Raw genomic sequence first — 17,063 nt, 5'->3', positions numbered from 1 at the left:
TTATTGAAAGTAGATAGAAAAAACATTTTATCTTTTTTTATTAAGCCGTCTAAAACTCATCGCATAGTCATTAAATGCACCAAAAGTGTGCATGAAATATAGAGCTGCACCCTATATGTGCATTTCTAAGCAATTTGAGGAGATTAAGGGTGGAAACGATCAACAGTGCCGTTGAAACACTGGTACAAAGTTCCAATACACTATTCATTTTGATGGGTGCCATCATGGTATTCGCGATGCATGCTGGCTTCGCATTCCTTGAGGTAGGTACTGTCCGTCATAAAAATCAGGTCAACGCACTGGTTAAGATCATGACCGACTTCGGTTTCTCTGCAGTGGTCTACTTCTTTGTTGGCTACTGGATTGCCTACGACGTCACCTTCTTTGCCGATGCAGCCACTTTAGCGGAAGGTAACGGCTATGAGTTGGTGAAATTCTTCTTCCTAATGACCTTTGCGGCAGCGATTCCTGCAATTATCTCGGGTGGTGTGGCTGAGCGTGCTCGCTTCTACCCAATGCTTATCGCAGCTGCACTCTGTGTGGGTCTAGTCTACCCGTTCTTCGAGGGCATCATCTGGAACGGTAACTTCGGTTTCCAGGGCTGGCTTGAAGAGACCTTTGGTGCAGGCTTCCACGACTTCGCTGGTTCTGTCGTAGTCCACGGTGTCGGTGGTTGGATCGGCCTAGCGGCTGTTTTGGTTCTAGGTTCACGTAAAGGTCGTTACCGTAACGATCGTGTTGTGGCGTTCCCACCATCAAACATTCCATTCCTCGCTCTAGGTGCATGGATCCTATGTATCGGTTGGTTTGGCTTCAACGTGATGTCGGCTCAAACACTGGACGGTATCTCTGGTCTGGTTGCAGTCAACAGCTTGATGGCAATGGTCGGCGGCATCATCGTTGCGACCCTTCTTGGTAAGAACGACCCAGGCTTCATTCACAACGGTCCGCTTGCGGGTCTTGTTGCGATCTGTGCTGGTTCTGACGTTCTACACCCAATTGGCTCGCTGTTTGTAGGTGGTATTGCCGGTGCACTATTTGTTTGGCTGTTCACACTGGCTCAGAATAAGTGGAAGATCGATGACGTACTGGGTGTATGGCCTCTACACGGTCTATGTGGCGCCTGGGGTGGTATTGCAGCAGGTATCTTCGGTAGCCAAGCACTAGGCGGTCTTGGTGGCGTAAGCCTAGGTGCTCAGGTTGTGGGTACTCTTGCAGGTATCGCAGTGGCCTTGATCGGTGGCTTCCTGGTTTACGGTATTGTGAATGCAGTAGCGGGCATCCGTCTGGATGAAGAGGACGAGTTCCGTGGTGCGGATCTAAGTATTCACCGTATCGAAGCCACTTCGGATGATCGCAAATAAGCGATTGATCCCGTTGCTCTAGGGAACCTGCGAATAAGTCCATGGCATCTCAGGCTTACAGTCGAATTCATCATCAAGGCGTGGTTTCGAAGGCCTAGCGGGCTAAGTCAAGAAAGCGCAACACAGAGGGTGGATTTGACTGTAAGCCCCCAAGGGCGTGGCCTGCAATATGCATCTACTGCGTTGCTCCTCTTGCTAAGGGCTACGGCCATTAGCGGCGAGAAGCGCCTTGTATCTGCACATTTCAGGTCTCGCTGAGATACTATGGACTTGTTCGCAGGTTCCCTTGCAACAATCACAAAAAAGCCGAGTTACTTAACTCGGCTTTTTTAATGTTAGATCGATGGTGGATTAGTGGTGGTGACCGCCAGCTCCATGAACATGACCGTGCTCAACTTCTTCAGCGGTTGCTTCACGTACTTCAACCACTTCAACATCAAAGTTGAGCGTTTCACCAGCAAGCTGGTGGTTGCCATCAAGAGTGATCTGGTCGCCTTCAACTTTAACAACGGTTACAGGCTGCTCCCCCCAAGGTGTTTGAGCCATAAACTGCATGCCAACATCGATATCATCAACGCCTTGGAACGCGCTGCGATCAACTTCTTGGATCAATTCATCACGAATCTCGCCATAGCCTTCAGCCGGTTCAACGGTAACCTGAAGTGCATCACCAACCGCTTTACCAGTTAGGGCGTTTTCTAGACCGGGAATGATGTTTTGAGCACCTTGTAGGTAGACAAGAGGATCCTGTCCTACAGAGCTATCAATCGTCTCGCCCAAAGCATTGGTAAGAGTGTAGTGAATAGAGACAACAGTTTTGTCAGCGATTTTCATCTTTCTCTCCTTATATTGGAGATGCAGACCATTAGTGAATCGCAGTGCTCCGTGAATGTAGGCGACTATGCTAACAAACTACAAGGGCAGGTTGTAGGGTAAATCACCGATGACTAAGAGCCGATGACAGGCTGAAGCCAGTCACGGTTACTCCGTAGATAGTTCAAAGCACCGGTGACAGTAATTTGCTCCTGCAATTACCGCATACAACACATCCGTGTACTTAACAGGTTTCAACCTGTCATCCTCTGTATCGGTCATCCGAAACCTCTATCTGAGCGTAAATATTGAAGTAAAAATCAACACCGAGGCGCACAATGAAGCTTATGAAAATATTAACCCTACTGGCAGCCGTTTTTGGCTTTAAAACAGCCTCAGCTGATACTTGCACTAACGTGCTGAATCATACCGTTCGTGAGCTAGCCGGTGAAAAAGAGGTCAACCTCTGCGAAGAGTACAAAGACAAAGTGGTCTTGATCGTCAATACAGCCAGTAAGTGTGGTTTTACCGGGCAGTATGAAGGTCTTGAAGCGATGCATGCTAAGTACAAAGACCAAGGCTTTGCAGTGTTAGGTTTCCCTAGCGGTGATTTCGCCAATCAGGAGTATCGTGAGGAGGGGCAGATCAGAGAGTTTTGTCGTTTAACTTACGGTGTTAAGTTCCCGATGTTTGAGAAGTCAGTGGTTCGTGGGGATCAAGCGAGCCCTCTATGGGCGGATTTGATTGCTGCGACAGGAACCGCCCCGAAATGGAATTTCTACAAGTACCTGATTGGCCGTGATGGTAAAGTCATTGATGTCTACTCAAGTGTCACATCGCCCGAAAACAGAGGCTTCATTAATACCGTTGAAAAGGCCATTGCGGTAGAGCCCAATTCATAGGATCAATATGCCAAGGATAGCTATTATCGGCGCTGGTTTAGCCGGTGCTACACTCGCCAATAGACTGACCACTTCAGGTTTTACTGTTGATCTGTTTGAGAAATCACGAGGAACGGGTGGGCGTTTAGCCTCTTCTCGCGTGGGTCAACTCTCTGCTGATCTAGGTGCTCCCTATCTAGATGGCTGTTCCAGCGAGTTTGAGCGTTTCTTAAATGCGTATGTCGAAGCGGGTGTGATTGAGACCTGGATTACCACGCGCTCGGATTTTAGCCTCACACAACATGAGTCCGTTGAGTACAAGATCGGCGCGGGTCGTAACAGTCTGTTTACTCGTGAACTTCTCAAAGGTACTACTCTCCACACTGAAACCCGTATAGGTGTCGTGTGGAGCGATAAGCAGGGTGTACTGATTCGAGATGATCAAGGTGAACTGATCGACTATTTTGATGCGGTAGTTGTTGCCGCGCCCGCGCCACAGGCCGTGCCACTTCTTGAAACCTCACCACGCTTTGCTCATCGCGCTGAGCAAGCAGCAACCTCAGCCAATTGGATTGCACTGTTTCAGTTAGAGACGCGACCATCGCGCTTAGACGGAGTCTCTGTGATTGAGGGAGAGCATCCAGAGTTCTACCGTATCGTGGTCGAGAGTGACAAACCTGGGCGAGAGGGGCTGTTGGTTCGAGTTGAAATGCGAGAATCTTGGAGCGAATCACACATTGATGATGATCGGGGGGCTCTGCTGAAAAAAATAGAGGGCTTATTGTCTGATTGGCTGGGTGAATCGATAGAGCCTAGCGCCTCAAAAATTCACCGTTGGCTCTACAGTCGAACTCTGCAGAGTGCTCAATTAACGGAACCTTTGTGGGATGCTGAACTTTCGATTGGCGCCTGTGGAGACTGGATTAATGAGCCCGGTTTGGCAGGAGCTTGGAAGAGTGCCAATGAATTGGCCGATGTCATTATTGACTCTTATAGTACAAGCGGTAGTCTGTCCTAACACCCGCATAGTTAAGATGGCACAGATTGATTGAGTTCGAATATACCCTAGAGCGATCCAGTAGACGTCGAACTCTGTCGATTCAAATCGATAGGGGTAGGGTGGTTGTCAAAGCACCGCTATTCGTTAGTGAGGCAGACCTTCAGCAATGGGTTCTGAGTAAACAGGCCTGGGTCACGCCTAGGCTAGTACAACAGCAGAAAGCATTGAGTAAGCACTCCATTGATCTGCATTCAGATACTCTGGTCGTTAATGGCATCAACTACCAACTTGAGAAGGTCTCTCAATTAACACCCGAAGAGAAAACAATCTGTCACACTGGCCGTTGCGTCAGGGTTAAAGTCAATGCGCGCTCAACAGACCAGTCGATCAGACGCCAGCTTCAAGCTTCGCTAAAGGGTGCTGCCCAACAACAGTTGATTGCACGTACAGAGCAGTTAGTGGGCTTTACTGGTTTAAAGCCCTCATCCGTCAATATCGGTAGCTATACGAGTAAATGGGGGCAGTGTTCGAGTCGCGGTGAGATCTCGCTTAACTGGCGATTGATACACCTTTCACACACTCTGCAGGACTATGTAATCATTCACGAACTCTGTCATTTGAAAGAGATGAACCACAGTCCACGCTTTTGGGCCCTGGTCAGCCGCTTCTTTCCAGAGTATCAATTGGCCAAACAAGAGATAAAAGATCGCTTCGCCTACTTAAAGTGGTAGAAGTAAGTTGTTAGACTGGCGTGACTGTTTATTAGAGGTGTACGGTGCAATCGTTTCTATTTTCGACTGAAGATGATCGTGGTGGTGTGATTTTGTGTGATATCGACACCCTTGAAGAGGTCGTACCTTACCTTCAAGCACGATTCAAAGGTGTTATTCGTGTCGAGCAGGGGCGTCGTGCATGGACCATTGAAAATGGGATCGCAGACTTTACGCCACGTCCCATTACCGATGAAGACTTAGCTTAGCGGCGACGCTTTTTCTGGCTGCGCTCTTCGATACGAATCGGCTGCAGAACAGGCTTTTTAGACTGAATATTTGTGCTGATGATGTACAGTGCTGCAGCAATACACAGAGCGCCTAGAATAACCATTTCCATAATCACTTCTCTCTGTTTTTGTTAATTAAAACCACTCATCCTGTCTCTTCTTACGACGAGGAAGGTGGGGAAGGATCAATCCAACGACCAAACCTGCTAAGGCGATCAGTCCGCCATGGGTTAACCAGCGCATTAGGTTTGATTGATCCATATTAGCGACTTGAAACTCAAGTTCGCGAATCCGTTTATCTTTGATGACAAGCTCTGTGGTCGAGTCAGTCGCTTCATCGCGGTAGCTTGCCAACTCTGTTTCGAGTTGGGTAATTTGATCGTTTCTCTTTGCCAAATCTTCACTAAGCGACGCGACCTGCTGCTTTAGATCCGGTAGCTCAGTTTGAAGAGCTGTCAATTTACTTTGCCCCTCAGCTAGGTAGCGAGTGAGAACATAACCCTCTTTGCCATCGGCCAGTTTAATCTTGGTGTAATCTTTGCCGCGCTCTAACAGAGTAACGGGATCGCCACTGCGAACTCTAGAGACGATGCGGTATTCGTAAGAGGGACCGCTGTGCATGAAGAGTTGAACATCATCGGCGATATGGTAATCAGCCGCATAGAGTGGGCTTGACATAAGAAGAGCAAATAGAGAAAAAAATGAACGCATAGATGGGAAACTGCTTTACCTAGGTTATAGTGTAGATATGGGGGTGAATTTATCACTATCAACCTTACCCGCAGCTTAAATTTAGCCTTTTGGACGATTAACTATGCCTGATTTGCAATCTCTTATGGATACCTACTTAGTCCCTTGGTCTATCAATATCGCCACGGCTTTGGCCATCTTTGTGGTGGGTCGTTGGTTGGTCAAATTTGCAACCCGACTGCTTGAGAGAGGGCTGCACCGTACATCAATGGACAATATGCTGGTCAACTTTGTCCGCTCCGTCATCAGCATTCTGTTGACGCTGCTGGTTATCGTTGCCGCGCTGGGTCAATTGGGTGTTGATACCACCTCATTGATCGCTCTGGTCGGTGCCGCAGGTTTGGCAATCGGTCTGGCACTGCAGGACTCGTTGAAAAACTTTGCTGCGGGTGTCTTGCTGATCTTCTTCCGCCCATTCAAAGAGGGTGACTTTGTCGAAGTGGCTGGCATATCCGGCGTAGCTGAAGAGATCACGATTTTTAATACGGTGATGCGTACCGGAGATAACCGCGAAGTGATTGTGCCAAATGGTTCGATCTATTCAGGGATCATCACGAACTACAACCGTAGACCGACACGTCGTATCGATATGATCTTTGGTATCAGTTATGACGATGATCTGCGTAAAGCAAAACAGATCTTAACAGAGGTTGTGACGGCCGATAGTCGAGTCTTGGAGGATCCTGCCCCTAAAATTGCGGTATCAGAATTGGCCGATAGCAGCGTTAATTTCATTGTGCGCCCATGGGTTAAAACCGAAGACTATTGGGAGGTCCGTTGGGCACTGACTGAAGAGATTAAAGTGCGTTTTGATGCTGAGGGAATCTCCATTCCTTACCCGCAAATGGATGTTCATCTAAAAAAAGAGGAGGCCTAAAGCCTCCTCTGATTCTTTACCCTGCGGGTACTAACTCTCATCAGTTGAGAGCCCCAATCGTGCTTTCAGTGTCTGGTTTTCATGGGTTAGCTTCTGTATCTCCAAGCGATGCCCATGAATCACTTCGTACTGACGATCAACTTTCTCCTCTAACACCTTATTCGCATTTTTTAGCTTAGCGAGCTCGTTGTTAAGCTGATCGTTATTGTCTTGCAGCGACTCAAACAGAGGGCTGTTTTCGGTTTCTGAGCTGCTCAGTTTTAATTCGCTAGCAATGTGAGAGAAGAGCGCTTTCAGATCGGCGGACTCCCGGTCGGAGTAGCGAATAGACTCTTCAATCGCTGAATGTGCACCTGCTGCGCCAATAGAGCCGGCTAATCGTTGCTCGAGTAGTCGATGAAACTCCATCAACTCGACAATGGTGAAATGAGTGCGAGCACCTAGCTGGAGGTCCGTCAAAATGCTGCCAAGTACCTGATCCGCCGCATCACTGCTTAGAAAACGGTTGAGAAGAAGCTCAGCCTCTTGGGTTTTCGGTTCACGCTCAATATAGGCTTCAAGCCCAGTGGGGCGGGCATTGCGATATCGGTCCGTTAACACCTCGTTAGTGGCGTTAAACAGCTCTTCTGTCTGGGCTCTCTCAACCTTACGAGGCTTGTAGAGTTTACTGCCAACCACATACAGCGTGATGTTAAACAAAAGTGACCAGAATACGCCGTGGGCGAGTGGGGGTAAAAACTCCAGTCCAAACAGTGCATTAGGACGCAGCCATGAGTGGCCAAACAATCCATTCGTCATAACACTGGCATCGATCCAACCCTCACCAATCATAGGCGGTAGCACTAAGGTGAAGCCCCAGAGAATAAAGCCAGACAATAAGCCCAGTGCTGCGCCTAAACTATTCCCTTTACGCCAAAATAGACCGATTAACCCAGCGGGTGCTAACTGCAGAACTGCCGCGAACGAGATTAAACCCAATGCAACTAACAAGTAAGGTGCATCGAGTTGGTTGGCAAACAGATGGGCAATTAACGCTATGCCTAGAATGAGTATCCAGCGCAGATGGAGCAGTGAGGCACCTAAATTGAGATTCGGTTTAAAACGACGCCAGATGGGAATCACCAAGTGGTTTGATGTCATCGTTGCTAGGGTAATCAGGGTAACGATCACCATACCCGTTGCAGCGGCAAATCCACCTAGGTAACCCACCAGGGCCATCACTTCACTATTTGCGAGCTTAGGTATCAGTAGAACGAACTGATCACCGGAGCTTTTTGGAAGCCCGAGCAACAGCCCGGCCAGTGCGATAGGAATAACAAATAGGTTGATGCCAAGCGTGTAGATAGGGAAGAGCGTCAGGGCGCTCTTGATGTGTGTCGTACCCGGATTTTCAACGACCGTGACATGAAACTGTCTTGGCAGCATCAAGATGGCGGCAGCACCAAGTATGATTAGGGCAACCCAGGTTAAAAGGCTGTCAGCTCCACCGAAGCTGTAAACCGGTTGTAAGTTGGCCTGCTCCGCCTGTGTGAAGAGATCGTCAAACCCATCAAACAGACCAAAGGTGACAAACAGACCCAGGGCAATGAAGGCAAACAACTTTACCAGACACTCGGCGGCTAACACGGCAATAATGCCCTGGTGGCGCTCAGTGGGATCAATTTTACGGGCACCGAAAAGAATCGTAATAAACGCGAGAGTCAGTGTGATGATGACAGCCGACCAGCTGCCTTGGGTTGCTGAGTCGTTAGTCAGTACATCAAACGCACTATTGATCGCTCGTAACTGAAGGACGATGTACGGCATCAGTCCTAGAATCGCAATGATGGTCACCAGAGCGGCAATACGCTGAGATCGTCTATATCGCGTTGATATGAAATCGGCAATGGACGTTAAACGAAAACTCTCTTTGGCCAGAACCATTTTTTTGATCGCTTTTGCACCAAAGAGTAGACCTAGAATGGCACCGATATAGATGGCAAAGAACTGGAGTCCGTTCTCAAGCGCGAATCCAACGCTCCCATAGAAAGTCCAAGAGGTAAAAAAGACCGCCAATGAGAGGGCGTAGATGGGTCCCTGGAAGCTAAGACCAGACTGTTTCCTTACTTTACGCTCAACAAAAATCGCTAATGCAAACAGAAGAGCCATGTAGAGCAGAGCAATGCCTGTAAGGCTGGCAGTAGAAAACACGATCAGTGCTCCTTGTTCTCAGGGTGTGAACAGCCGCAGCTTTGTTCGGCAAGTTCTTGTTGATAACTGCTCTCAAGCTCACTGCCTGGAACCGGATCTATCCCACCATCAGACCCTGGATGGCAGCGTCCAATGCGTTTTAAACCGAGCAGTGTGCCTTTGAGGGGGCCGTACAGTTGAATCGCTTCGATCATATAGCTAGAGCAGGTTGGGTAGAATCGACAGCGCGGACCCAGTACAGGACTGATGAACAGTTGATAGAACCGAACCGTCAGTACGAGAAGATGTTCAAAAAAATGTTTAACCACACCGGACTCCTTATTGACGCAATGGTAGTCCTTTAACGCCAATAAACCAATCCGGTGGGGTCCCAGAAATAGAAAGAGTTAGGCCGCTTGAGAGGCCTTTTTCTCATCCAGTTGTAGTGTCTCAAGGGTTTTAGCCCGCACCGTACGAAGAAGATCGCTATTGGTCGCCAATGATTCACCGTAGGATGGAATCATCTGTTTTAGCTTCTCGGACCAGTTCGACTTCTGCATGCGCTCAGCAAAGCACTCTTCGATGATCGAGATCATCGTGCTGGTTGCCGTTGATGCACCCGGTGATGCGCCCAATAGTGCCGCTATCGAACCATCAGCTGCAGAGATCACCTCTGTACCGAACTCTAGCTTACCCTTGGTTTCATTGCCCGGTTTGATGATTTGGACACGCTGACCGGCGTAAGAGAGTTCCCAATCGTTCTCTTCAGCATCTGGGAAGAAGTTGCGAAGTGACTCTACACGTGAACCGTGCGTCTGCATTACTTCACTGATTAGATATTTGGTCAGATCCATGTTGTTGCGGGCAACTGACATCATTGGCATCAAGTTGTCTGGGCTCAATGACATCGGCAGATCCATCAACGAGCCATTTTTTAGGAACTTAGTAGTGAACCCTGCAAAAGGACCGAACAGCAGTGCTTTTTCACCATTGATAACACGGGTATCCAAGTGGGGTACTGACATGGGTGGCGCACCAATGGGGGCCATGCCGTATACCTTGGCTTGGTGACGCTCGATGACCTCTTTGTTCTTACAGATCAACCACTGACCACTAACTGGGAAGCCGCCGTACCCTTCACCTTCAGGGATGCCAGATTTTTGCAACAGAGGTAGAGCTCCACCACCGGCACCGAGGAAGACAAACTTCGCACGGACTTTGTAGGTGTCTGGCTTAGCAGAGTGTTTCAGTTTGACGCACCAACGGCCATCCTCTTCCTGTTTAAGATCTTGGACTGTTGACGACAGTTTGAGTTCGAAGTTGCCACTAACTTCAAGGAAATTGACCATGAAGCGCGCAAGTTCACCAAAGTTAACGTCCGATCCATATCGCACGCGAGTAGCAGCAATCGGCTGGTTATCTTCGCGGTTTTGCATCACTAGAGGCATCCACTCGCGAATTTGCTCAGGATCTTCGCTGTACTCCATCGCCTCAAAAAGAGGGTGCTGTGAAAGTGCTTGGTGGCGCTTACGAAGGAAATCGACGTTATCTTCACCCCAGACAAAACTGCAGTGGGGCGTTGTGTTGATGAACTTCTTAGGATGAGGAAGCGCACCTTTATTCACAAGGTATGACCAAAACTGCAAGCTGATCTCAAAACATTCGTTAATTGAGAAAGCTTTGCTGCAGTTAATTGAGCCGTCAGCCTGGCGAGGGGTGTAATTCAACTCACAATAGGCTGCGTGCCCAGTACCCGCGTTATTAAGACCATCGGTGCTTTCGCTAGCCACGTGGTTGAGACGTTCGACCATCATCATTTTCAGATTAGGGTCCAGCTCCTGGAGCATAACGGCAAGCGTCGTACTCATCGCTCCTGCGCCAACTAACAATACATCTACTTCTGAATCCATAACTCGACTACCATCTGTGTGTTGAACAAATGTGCCTTACGACTCAATCTCCTATAAGCTTTTGGCAAATAGGCCTTGGAAGTGAGGCGGTGGGTAACAGATAAATGTGTCACCCATATTTCAGTGGTGCCAATTATATTGCGCCGCATCATGGTTTCTAGTCTCTATCGCCTAACTGTTTTGTTATACAGCTATGACAGATAACTATAAGCCACGTAGTTACTGGACTTCGGCGAAATGGACGGTTTTTCAAGATAGACCAATGTCTCAGATGGATGTATCCAATGATCGACTTAAAAAGTCTAAAACCCCTTGAATTGTGGGGATTTGTTGAAGATGCGCTGGTGGAAAAAGGGCACCCTTGGAGGGTGTTTACTCTCTCTACAGTGGATGATGCTGGTCGACCGCAATCACGCTCTGTTGTCTTAAGAGAGATCGAATCGAATAACTGGCTTTTGCGTTTCTATAGTGACTCCCGATCACCAAAAATTTTGCAGCTGCAACATAATCCAAATGTCTCACTCTGCTTCTGGAATCCACAGCTAAAACAGCAGTTACGGGCTGAAGGGTTAGCGACATTAATGAGTGACAAGAAAGCCATTGATGAACGTTGGGATAGGGTCAAAGAGGGGCCGACGGTTGCGGACTACAAGACCAAGTTACCACCGGGTTCAGAAGTCGATCCACTGGTGGAATTTGTTGAACAGAACTGGTTCTGTGTCGTGGAGATTAAGATCAGCTCGTTTGATCTTCTGCAGTTAAATCGCGAGGGTCATCAGAGAGTGGCTGTGACCCCAGATGGAGTCACAGCACTGGTACCGTAATACAGGGTGTTTAGAGGTGCTCTTCGGCGTATTCGGCCAGTTTAGAGCGGAAGATTCCCTCAAAGTGGACGCTGGCAGAACCTTCGTAGTCTCTAAAGCGTTCAACAATGTAGGTTAAGCCTGAAGTGAGTGCGGTTAGGTAGTTTGAATCAATCTGGGCCAAGTTGCCTAGGCAGACCATCTTGGTGTTTTTACCACAGCGAGTCAGGATCGTTTTCATCTGTTGCGGTGTTAGGTTTTGGGCTTCATCAATCAAAACAATGGCGTTCTGAATGCTTCGCCCACGTATGAAGTTGAGAGACTTGAACTGAATGTTAGCCTTCTCGATCGCATACTTAACACTGCTTTGCGGGCGTTCATCCTGTTCGTGCATCGCTTCTAAGTTATCGTTAATCGCACTCATCCATGGAGTCATCTTCTCCTCTTCGGTGCCTGGTAAGAAGCCGATATCTTCAGCGACCGGTGGCGTCGAGCGAGTGACAATAATCTTATTGTAGCGACGCTGTTCAATAACCAACTCCAGAGCACTGGCTAGGGCAACCAACGTTTTACCCGAACCGGCAGACCCAAGCAGAACGGCTAGATCAATGTTGGGATCCAGCATCGCTTCCATGGCAAAGGCTTGTTGAATATTGATCGGCGAAATGCCCCAGCAGTTTTGCTGCATCAGGTTTTGGTAGCCCAGATCCTGAAGGATGACCTTGTCACCTTCGACACGGCTGGTTTTAGCAGCAAAGTCCTGCGAGTCGTCCCAAATATATTCATTAGGGTAGGTCTCTGGCAGCACCTCGCGGTCTACTCTGTGACAAGTGTGCTCGTTTTCGTGATAGCTCTCAACGGAATCAACCCCCTCCCAAAAAGGGGTCTCTAAATGAAGATGGCCCGCAGGGAGTAGATCGATGTCCGAGACGAGCTGGTCGGTACGGTAATCCTCAACGCGTTTTAAGCCAGCTCCCATCGCCTTAAGACGCATGTTCAAATCTTTAGTGACCAGGATCACCTGGCGCTTAGGAAGCACTCGCTGTAAGTGAAGGGCGCAGTTAATGATGCGGTTGTCTTTATTGTGGTCTGCTGGCAAGAACCCTTTGTCATGAGCCAGTTCATGATCAGGGTAGATGGAGAGCTTACCAAATACGATCTCGCGCTCTTTACCATCCAATAAAATCTGCACACCGTCTAGAATCTCTGAAGGGTCTTTGGCGTTGCTCAGAATTTTATCAATTTCGCGAATCGCAGCACGCGCTTCTGCCGCTACGTTCTTCTTCCGATCTTTGATGTCGTCGAGCTCTTCAAGCACGGTCATCGGAATGGCAATATCTTGCTCTTTAAATTCGACAAGACACTTGGGGTCGTGCAACAGCACGTTGGTATCAAGGATATAAAGCTTGGATGCGCTCATTGGCGGTTCCTTCTGCAGCAGAGAGGGATCGATGAAAAACTCACCGATAACTTTAAACTAATCGATGCATTCGCCTTTGGCAAATATGTTCTGCCGATTAGCTGAATGTCATCTATCCTTCATGTATAAACGTAAATAATGACATCGTGATTACGCGAAGGAGAGTGTTATGAGCGATCTATTTGTCAGTGCCAGTGTCAAACCTCTTGAGAGTTTGGATATGCTCTCACCCTATGAAGTAGAGCGTATTCGGGATCGAAGCGATTCTGGGCTATACCCTCTATTTCGCCAATGCGCTTTGGCGGTACTCAACTGCGGTAGTGAGATGGACTGTACGGCCGAAGTGCTTGAGAAATACCAAGATTTTGATGTGCACATCGTCAATAAACACCGTGGTGTGCAGCTGGATCTGATCAATGCACCAGCGTCGGCTTTTGTGGATGGTGAGTTGGTCGATGGTATTCGTGAGCATCTCTTCTCGGTGTTACGAGACCTTGTCTATGTAGTAGACGAGCTTAATGATGTCTGTGAGGGCTTAACGCCAGGTGAGACACTGACCAATACAGTATTTCACATTTTAAGACACGCTAAATCGCTAAGACCCAACATTAAACCCAACATTGTGGTCTGTTGGGGCGGTCACTCTATTGCTCGCCATGAATACGCGTACACCAAAAAAGTGGGTTACGAACTGGGCTTAAGAGGCCTCAATATCTGTACCGGCTGTGGCCCGGGTGCTATGAAAGGTCCAATGAAAGGGGCCACCATTGCACACGCTAAACAGCGCATTAGCGACCCAAGATACATAGGCATTACTGAACCCGGCATCATTGCGGCTGAATCGCCCAATCCGATTGTCTCTGAACTGATTACCATGCCGGACATTGAAAAACGCCTAGAAGCTTTTGTGCGACTCGGTCATGGCGTCATTGTATTCCCAGGCGGAGCGGGCACAGCAGAAGAGATTCTCTACATGCTTGGCATCTTGCTTCAAGAACAGAATCGCAATGTTGAGATGCCCTTTATCTTTACAGGCCCTGCAGGTAGCGAGGCCTACTTCGAGCAGATCGATCAGTTTGTTAAAGCGACGCTCGGTGAAGAGGCCAGCAAGCTGTATCAGGTTGTGATTGATCATCCGTCGAAAGTGGCTGCATTGATGAAAGAGGGTCTCAACCGAGTCACCGAACAGCGTAAAGAGTCCGGTGAGGCTTACCACTTCAACTGGCAGCTGCAGATACCTTATGAGCTGCAACTGCCTTTTGAACCGACTCACGACAATATGGCTGCGCTGAATCTGCACAAAGATCAGCCGATCTCTGAACTGGCGTCAGAACTTCGTAAAGCACTGTCGGGTATTGTCTCAGGCAACGTTAAAGAGCCTGCCGTTAAAGCGGTTGCGGAAAAGGGGCCGTTCATCCTAGATGGCGATCCCGAGGTGATCACTGCGCTCGATCAATTGCTGAATGGATTCATTGATCAGCGTCGAATGAAGATTGATTTTGCGGGTTACGTTCCCTGCTTTAAGCTTGCTAGTTAACTTAGAAGGGTGACTGGCTTTAGCCTGTCATCCGCAATCCAGTTAAGCTCCATGTTTTGGAAAGCTCCAAAATAGAGGTCAGACCCCGGTCGTTTAATCAGTTATACTTCCACTAGCTTAAAGACAGGGAGTCGCTATGTGTGAGTTAATGGGTATGAGCGCAAATGTACCCACCGATATCTGTTTCAGTTTCGCCGGTTTGATGCAGCGTGGCGGTGGTACTGGACCGCACAAGGATGGATGGGGTATAGGTTTCTACGAAGGTAAGGCTCAGCGAGCCTTTCATGACCCGCAACCCAGTGTCGACTCACCCATTGCTCAGTTGGTCTGTCACTACCCGATCAAAAGCAAGAACGTCATCAGCCATATTCGCCAAGCCAATGTAGGTTCAGTTAATCTAGAAAATACCCACCCATTCAGTCGCGAACTCTGGGGTTTCACCTGGACCTTTGCTCACAACGGACAGTTGGATCCGGTGATTTTTGATTGGCCTCTGCGCTTTTATAAACCAGTGGGTACCACCGATTCGGAGTATGCCTTCTGTTGGTTGTTGGATCAGGTGCGACTAGCCTTTCCAGAACCTCCCCAAAAAACGGAACCTCTGTTTGAATTGATTACCCAGTGCTGTCATAAGCTTCGTGCGCTAGGGGTTTTCAATATGTTGCTGTGTGACTCCGACTGGCTCTTCACCTACTGCACTACTAAATTGCACTGGATTACCCGGCGCGCGCCTTTTGGAGTGGCTCAGCTAAAAGATTGTGATTTGACGGTCGACTTCAGGGGCGAGACTCAGGAGAACGATATCGTCACAGTGATCGCGACAGAGCCACTGACCGATAACGAGGTGTGGCAGCCTATTCAGACAGGTGAAGCCCGGGTATTCAAAGAGGGAGAGACCTGCTTCTATCGCAGTGAATAAGATGTCTCAATTGCCCCTCTCAATAAGCAGCCTTTCGCAACTGCCTCAATGGCTATCAAATCAATACGCCAATGCACCTGCCGTACGGGAGGGTAATACAAAGCTATCCTTCTCTGAGCTGAATGGTCACTGCCGCGCCGTGTCACAATGGTTTGTCGAGGTTCTAAACCTCTCAGCAGGGGATAGAGTCATTGTTCAGATGCCCAATGGTGCTCACTACCCGGTGCTGTTAATGTCGCTTTGGCGTGTCGGTTTGGTTCCAGTCTGTTTGACAACCTCCGCTGATATCACCGAGTTAGAGCGGGTCGCGAAACTGACGAATGCCAAGGCGCTGATTGCTTGTCACTCACACTCTAACTTAGCCGAATTAGCAGTCCGTCGTGGCCACGGTTTAACCACAGTAAGCTGCTCCCCAGAAGATTTTTCAAGTTGGTTTCTGTTTCCACTTAAGCGACTTTGGCGCCATATACGCAAACGCTCACCCAATTTGGCGGATTTTCAATTTCGTGAAGCGATTGTCTATCACTCAGACTCCTTGATGCTCAGTGCACGATCAGAGGTGGATGAGGTGGCAATGATACAGCTGACCAGCGCTACCACAGGGCAGGCAAAAGCGGTGCAATTGAGTCACAGAAACCTGCTCAGTAATGTTGGGCAGTTAAATCATCGGCTTGTAGATATCGGTATCTCTGGCCCGCAAAGATTACTGATGCCCTTGCCGATCTATCATAGCTACCCCTCAATGATCTGTTTAATGACCTGGTGTCAGGGTGGGGTGGTTGAGATGGCATCGGATGTCAAAGAGATCAATCACATTGCAGAGCTGTTTGATCGTTTTCGCCCGACCCTGTTTGCCGGTGTGGCTCCACTCTTTATGGGCTTAGTACAGCATCCGCTCTTTCCTCAACTCGACTTCTCAATGCTCAAATGCACTCTGTCAGGTGGTGCACCACTCAATCAAGCCATTGGTGATCAATGGCAAGCGATCACTCACTGCGTTATCTCGCAGGGCTATGGCCTAACCGAGTGTTCACCCGTTGTGACGCTGGACTCGAGTGGCAGGTTCGTGACCGGCGCAGTCGGTCGACCGCTGCAAGAGACTGAGGTACGTATTCAAGATGAGTCTGGCAGTGAACTGCCTCAAGGCAGTGCAGGAGAGATCTGCATTAGAGGCCCCCAAGTGATGTTGGGGTATGCCGGTCAATTTGACACCCAGTTTGAGCAAGGTTGGTTTAGGACAGGTGATATAGGACGTGTGGACCCAGATGGTTCACTGCATATGATTGAGCGCCAGTCTGATGTCATCTCACTGGTTGGAAACTTTAAGATTTACCCCTCTGAAGTCGAAGCGCTCATCTCCCAGCACCCTGACATCACCGATTGTGCCTTCGGCAGTTATCAGGAGGATGGCGAAATCAAGCTCCGTCTATTCGTAGTGACCAACAACCGTCGTTTGACGCAGAAAATGATCCGTAACTACTGTCGTCAACGTTTAACGGCCTATAAAGTCCCACATCTTATTGAGCTGAGACGGGCTCTGCCCCATAGCTCTGTCGGTCGAGTATTACGATCGGGACTGGTTGATTAACCCTAACCCTTGGGCCAAACCAACTATTTAAT

The 17,063-nt window shown here is 48.7% G+C and carries 17 protein-coding genes; 10 read left to right on the top strand and 7 right to left on the bottom strand.

Features of this window, described 5'->3' with window-relative positions:
• Nucleotides 1-149: 149 nt before the first annotated feature.
• Complete coding sequence (locus XMD579_RS00825) at nucleotides 150-1,364, top strand: ammonium transporter (RefSeq protein ID WP_173505656.1); 1,215 nt, start codon at nucleotides 150-152, stop codon at nucleotides 1,362-1,364.
• Nucleotides 1,365-1,715: 351 nt separating this feature from the next.
• Here XMD579_RS00825 and XMD579_RS00820 read toward each other — a convergent pair whose 3' ends face one another.
• Nucleotides 1,716-2,198, bottom strand: coding sequence for a peptidylprolyl isomerase (locus tag XMD579_RS00820; RefSeq protein WP_173483634.1), 483 nt, complete (start codon nucleotides 2,196-2,198; stop codon nucleotides 1,716-1,718).
• A 317-nt stretch (nucleotides 2,199-2,515) separates the two neighbouring features.
• Here XMD579_RS00820 and XMD579_RS00815 point away from each other — a divergent pair, with 317 nt between their 5' ends.
• The 4 genes from XMD579_RS00815 to XMD579_RS00800 are packed head-to-tail and all read left to right on the top strand — an operon-like array spanning nucleotide 2,516 to nucleotide 5,037.
• Entirely contained in the window at nucleotides 2,516-3,079 is a 564-nt protein-coding gene (locus XMD579_RS00815; RefSeq protein ID WP_173480587.1) for a glutathione peroxidase, read from the top strand.
• Nucleotides 3,080-3,086: 7 nt separating this feature from the next.
• Entirely contained in the window at nucleotides 3,087-4,076 is a 990-nt protein-coding gene (locus tag XMD579_RS00810) for an NAD(P)/FAD-dependent oxidoreductase (protein ID WP_173505655.1), read from the top strand.
• A 26-nt stretch (nucleotides 4,077-4,102) separates the two neighbouring features.
• The gene (locus tag XMD579_RS00805) at nucleotides 4,103-4,789 is read left to right on the top strand and encodes a M48 family metallopeptidase (RefSeq protein WP_173505654.1); all 687 of its coding nucleotides are present in this window, start codon (nucleotides 4,103-4,105) and stop codon (nucleotides 4,787-4,789) included.
• A gap of 44 nt (nucleotides 4,790-4,833) precedes the next feature.
• Entirely contained in the window at nucleotides 4,834-5,037 is a 204-nt protein-coding gene (locus XMD579_RS00800) for a hypothetical protein (protein WP_173480590.1), read from the top strand.
• Here the strand turns inward: XMD579_RS00800 and XMD579_RS11410 are convergent.
• Nucleotides 5,034-5,168 carry a hypothetical protein gene (locus tag XMD579_RS11410; protein ID WP_256368146.1) on the bottom strand — a complete coding sequence of 45 codons (135 nt, stop codon included), beginning with the start codon at nucleotides 5,166-5,168 and terminating at the stop codon, nucleotides 5,034-5,036. The two genes, XMD579_RS00800 and XMD579_RS11410, sit on opposite strands and share 4 nt — an antisense overlap.
• Before the next feature lie 25 nt (nucleotides 5,169-5,193).
• Nucleotides 5,194-5,769: a TIGR04211 family SH3 domain-containing protein gene (locus tag XMD579_RS00795; protein WP_173498170.1), complete on the bottom strand. Its 576-nt coding sequence runs from the start codon at nucleotides 5,767-5,769 to the stop codon at nucleotides 5,194-5,196.
• A gap of 103 nt (nucleotides 5,770-5,872) precedes the next feature.
• Between XMD579_RS00795 and XMD579_RS00790 the strand changes: the two genes are divergently transcribed.
• A complete protein-coding gene (locus tag XMD579_RS00790; RefSeq protein WP_173480592.1) occupies nucleotides 5,873-6,685 on the top strand; it encodes a mechanosensitive ion channel family protein in 813 nt (270 codons plus the stop codon).
• A 30-nt stretch (nucleotides 6,686-6,715) separates the two neighbouring features.
• Here the strand turns inward: XMD579_RS00790 and XMD579_RS00785 are convergent, their stop codons facing one another.
• The 3 genes from XMD579_RS00785 to mqo all read right to left on the bottom strand — a co-directional run bounded on the left by XMD579_RS00785 (nucleotide 6,716) and on the right by mqo (nucleotide 10,764).
• Nucleotides 6,716-8,875, bottom strand: coding sequence for a sodium:solute symporter family protein (locus XMD579_RS00785; RefSeq protein WP_371815164.1), 2,160 nt, complete (start codon nucleotides 8,873-8,875; stop codon nucleotides 6,716-6,718).
• A 2-nt stretch (nucleotides 8,876-8,877) separates the two neighbouring features.
• Entirely contained in the window at nucleotides 8,878-9,183 is a 306-nt protein-coding gene (gene yidD / locus XMD579_RS00780; RefSeq protein WP_371731412.1) for a membrane protein insertion efficiency factor YidD, read from the bottom strand.
• A 78-nt stretch (nucleotides 9,184-9,261) separates the two neighbouring features.
• Nucleotides 9,262-10,764 carry a malate dehydrogenase (quinone) gene (gene mqo / locus XMD579_RS00775; protein WP_173480594.1) on the bottom strand — a complete coding sequence of 501 codons (1,503 nt, stop codon included), beginning with the start codon at nucleotides 10,762-10,764 and terminating at the stop codon, nucleotides 9,262-9,264.
• A 284-nt stretch (nucleotides 10,765-11,048) separates the two neighbouring features.
• On the opposite strand from mqo, the gene XMD579_RS00770 reads away from it, so the two are divergent.
• Nucleotides 11,049-11,588 (top strand): pyridoxamine 5'-phosphate oxidase family protein, encoded by a 540-nt coding sequence (locus XMD579_RS00770; protein ID WP_173505653.1) that lies wholly within the window; start codon nucleotides 11,049-11,051, stop codon nucleotides 11,586-11,588.
• Between the two features lie 10 nt (nucleotides 11,589-11,598).
• On the opposite strand, the gene XMD579_RS00765 is transcribed toward XMD579_RS00770, so the two are convergent.
• The gene (locus XMD579_RS00765) at nucleotides 11,599-12,987 is read right to left on the bottom strand and encodes a PhoH family protein (RefSeq protein WP_173480596.1); all 1,389 of its coding nucleotides are present in this window, start codon (nucleotides 12,985-12,987) and stop codon (nucleotides 11,599-11,601) included.
• 169 nt (nucleotides 12,988-13,156) lie between these two features.
• Here XMD579_RS00765 and ppnN point away from each other — a divergent pair, with 169 nt between their 5' ends.
• The 3 genes from ppnN (at nucleotide 13,157) to XMD579_RS00750 (ending at nucleotide 17,031) form a co-directional block, all read left to right on the top strand.
• Nucleotides 13,157-14,524: a nucleotide 5'-monophosphate nucleosidase PpnN gene (ppnN, locus tag XMD579_RS00760; protein WP_173505652.1), complete on the top strand. Its 1,368-nt coding sequence runs from the start codon at nucleotides 13,157-13,159 to the stop codon at nucleotides 14,522-14,524.
• 136 nt (nucleotides 14,525-14,660) lie between these two features.
• A complete protein-coding gene (locus XMD579_RS00755; protein WP_173505651.1) occupies nucleotides 14,661-15,443 on the top strand; it encodes a class II glutamine amidotransferase in 783 nt (260 codons plus the stop codon).
• Between the two features lies 1 nt (nucleotide 15,444).
• Nucleotides 15,445-17,031, top strand: coding sequence for an AMP-binding protein (locus tag XMD579_RS00750; protein WP_173505650.1), 1,587 nt, complete (start codon nucleotides 15,445-15,447; stop codon nucleotides 17,029-17,031).
• Nucleotides 17,032-17,063 lie beyond the last annotated feature (32 nt).

Source organism: Marinobacterium sp. xm-d-579 (genome assembly GCF_013282935.1).
Lineage (GTDB): Bacteria > Pseudomonadota > Gammaproteobacteria > Pseudomonadales > Balneatricaceae > Marinobacterium_E.
This window is presented reverse-complemented; position numbering and strand designations above follow the sequence as displayed.

Coding starts and splice junctions, on each gene's coding strand:
- XMD579_RS00820 (WP_173483634.1), bottom strand. CDS start 2,198: ATGAAAATCGCTGACAAAACTGTTGTCTCTATTCACTACACTCTTACC.
- XMD579_RS00815 (WP_173480587.1), top strand. CDS start 2,516: ATGAAGCTTATGAAAATATTAACCCTACTGGCAGCCGTTTTTGGCTTT.
- XMD579_RS00810 (WP_173505655.1), top strand. CDS start 3,087: ATGCCAAGGATAGCTATTATCGGCGCTGGTTTAGCCGGTGCTACACTC.
- XMD579_RS11410 (WP_256368146.1), bottom strand. CDS start 5,168: ATGGAAATGGTTATTCTAGGCGCTCTGTGTATTGCTGCAGCACTGTAC.
- XMD579_RS00795 (WP_173498170.1), bottom strand. CDS start 5,769: ATGCGTTCATTTTTTTCTCTATTTGCTCTTCTTATGTCAAGCCCACTC.
- XMD579_RS00790 (WP_173480592.1), top strand. CDS start 5,873: ATGCCTGATTTGCAATCTCTTATGGATACCTACTTAGTCCCTTGGTCT.
- mqo (WP_173480594.1), bottom strand. CDS start 10,764: ATGGATTCAGAAGTAGATGTATTGTTAGTTGGCGCAGGAGCGATGAGT.
- XMD579_RS00770 (WP_173505653.1), top strand. CDS start 11,049: ATGATCGACTTAAAAAGTCTAAAACCCCTTGAATTGTGGGGATTTGTT.
- XMD579_RS00765 (WP_173480596.1), bottom strand. CDS start 12,987: ATGAGCGCATCCAAGCTTTATATCCTTGATACCAACGTGCTGTTGCAC.
- ppnN (WP_173505652.1), top strand. CDS start 13,157: ATGAGCGATCTATTTGTCAGTGCCAGTGTCAAACCTCTTGAGAGTTTG.
- XMD579_RS00755 (WP_173505651.1), top strand. CDS start 14,661: ATGTGTGAGTTAATGGGTATGAGCGCAAATGTACCCACCGATATCTGT.
- XMD579_RS00750 (WP_173505650.1), top strand. CDS start 15,445: ATGTCTCAATTGCCCCTCTCAATAAGCAGCCTTTCGCAACTGCCTCAA.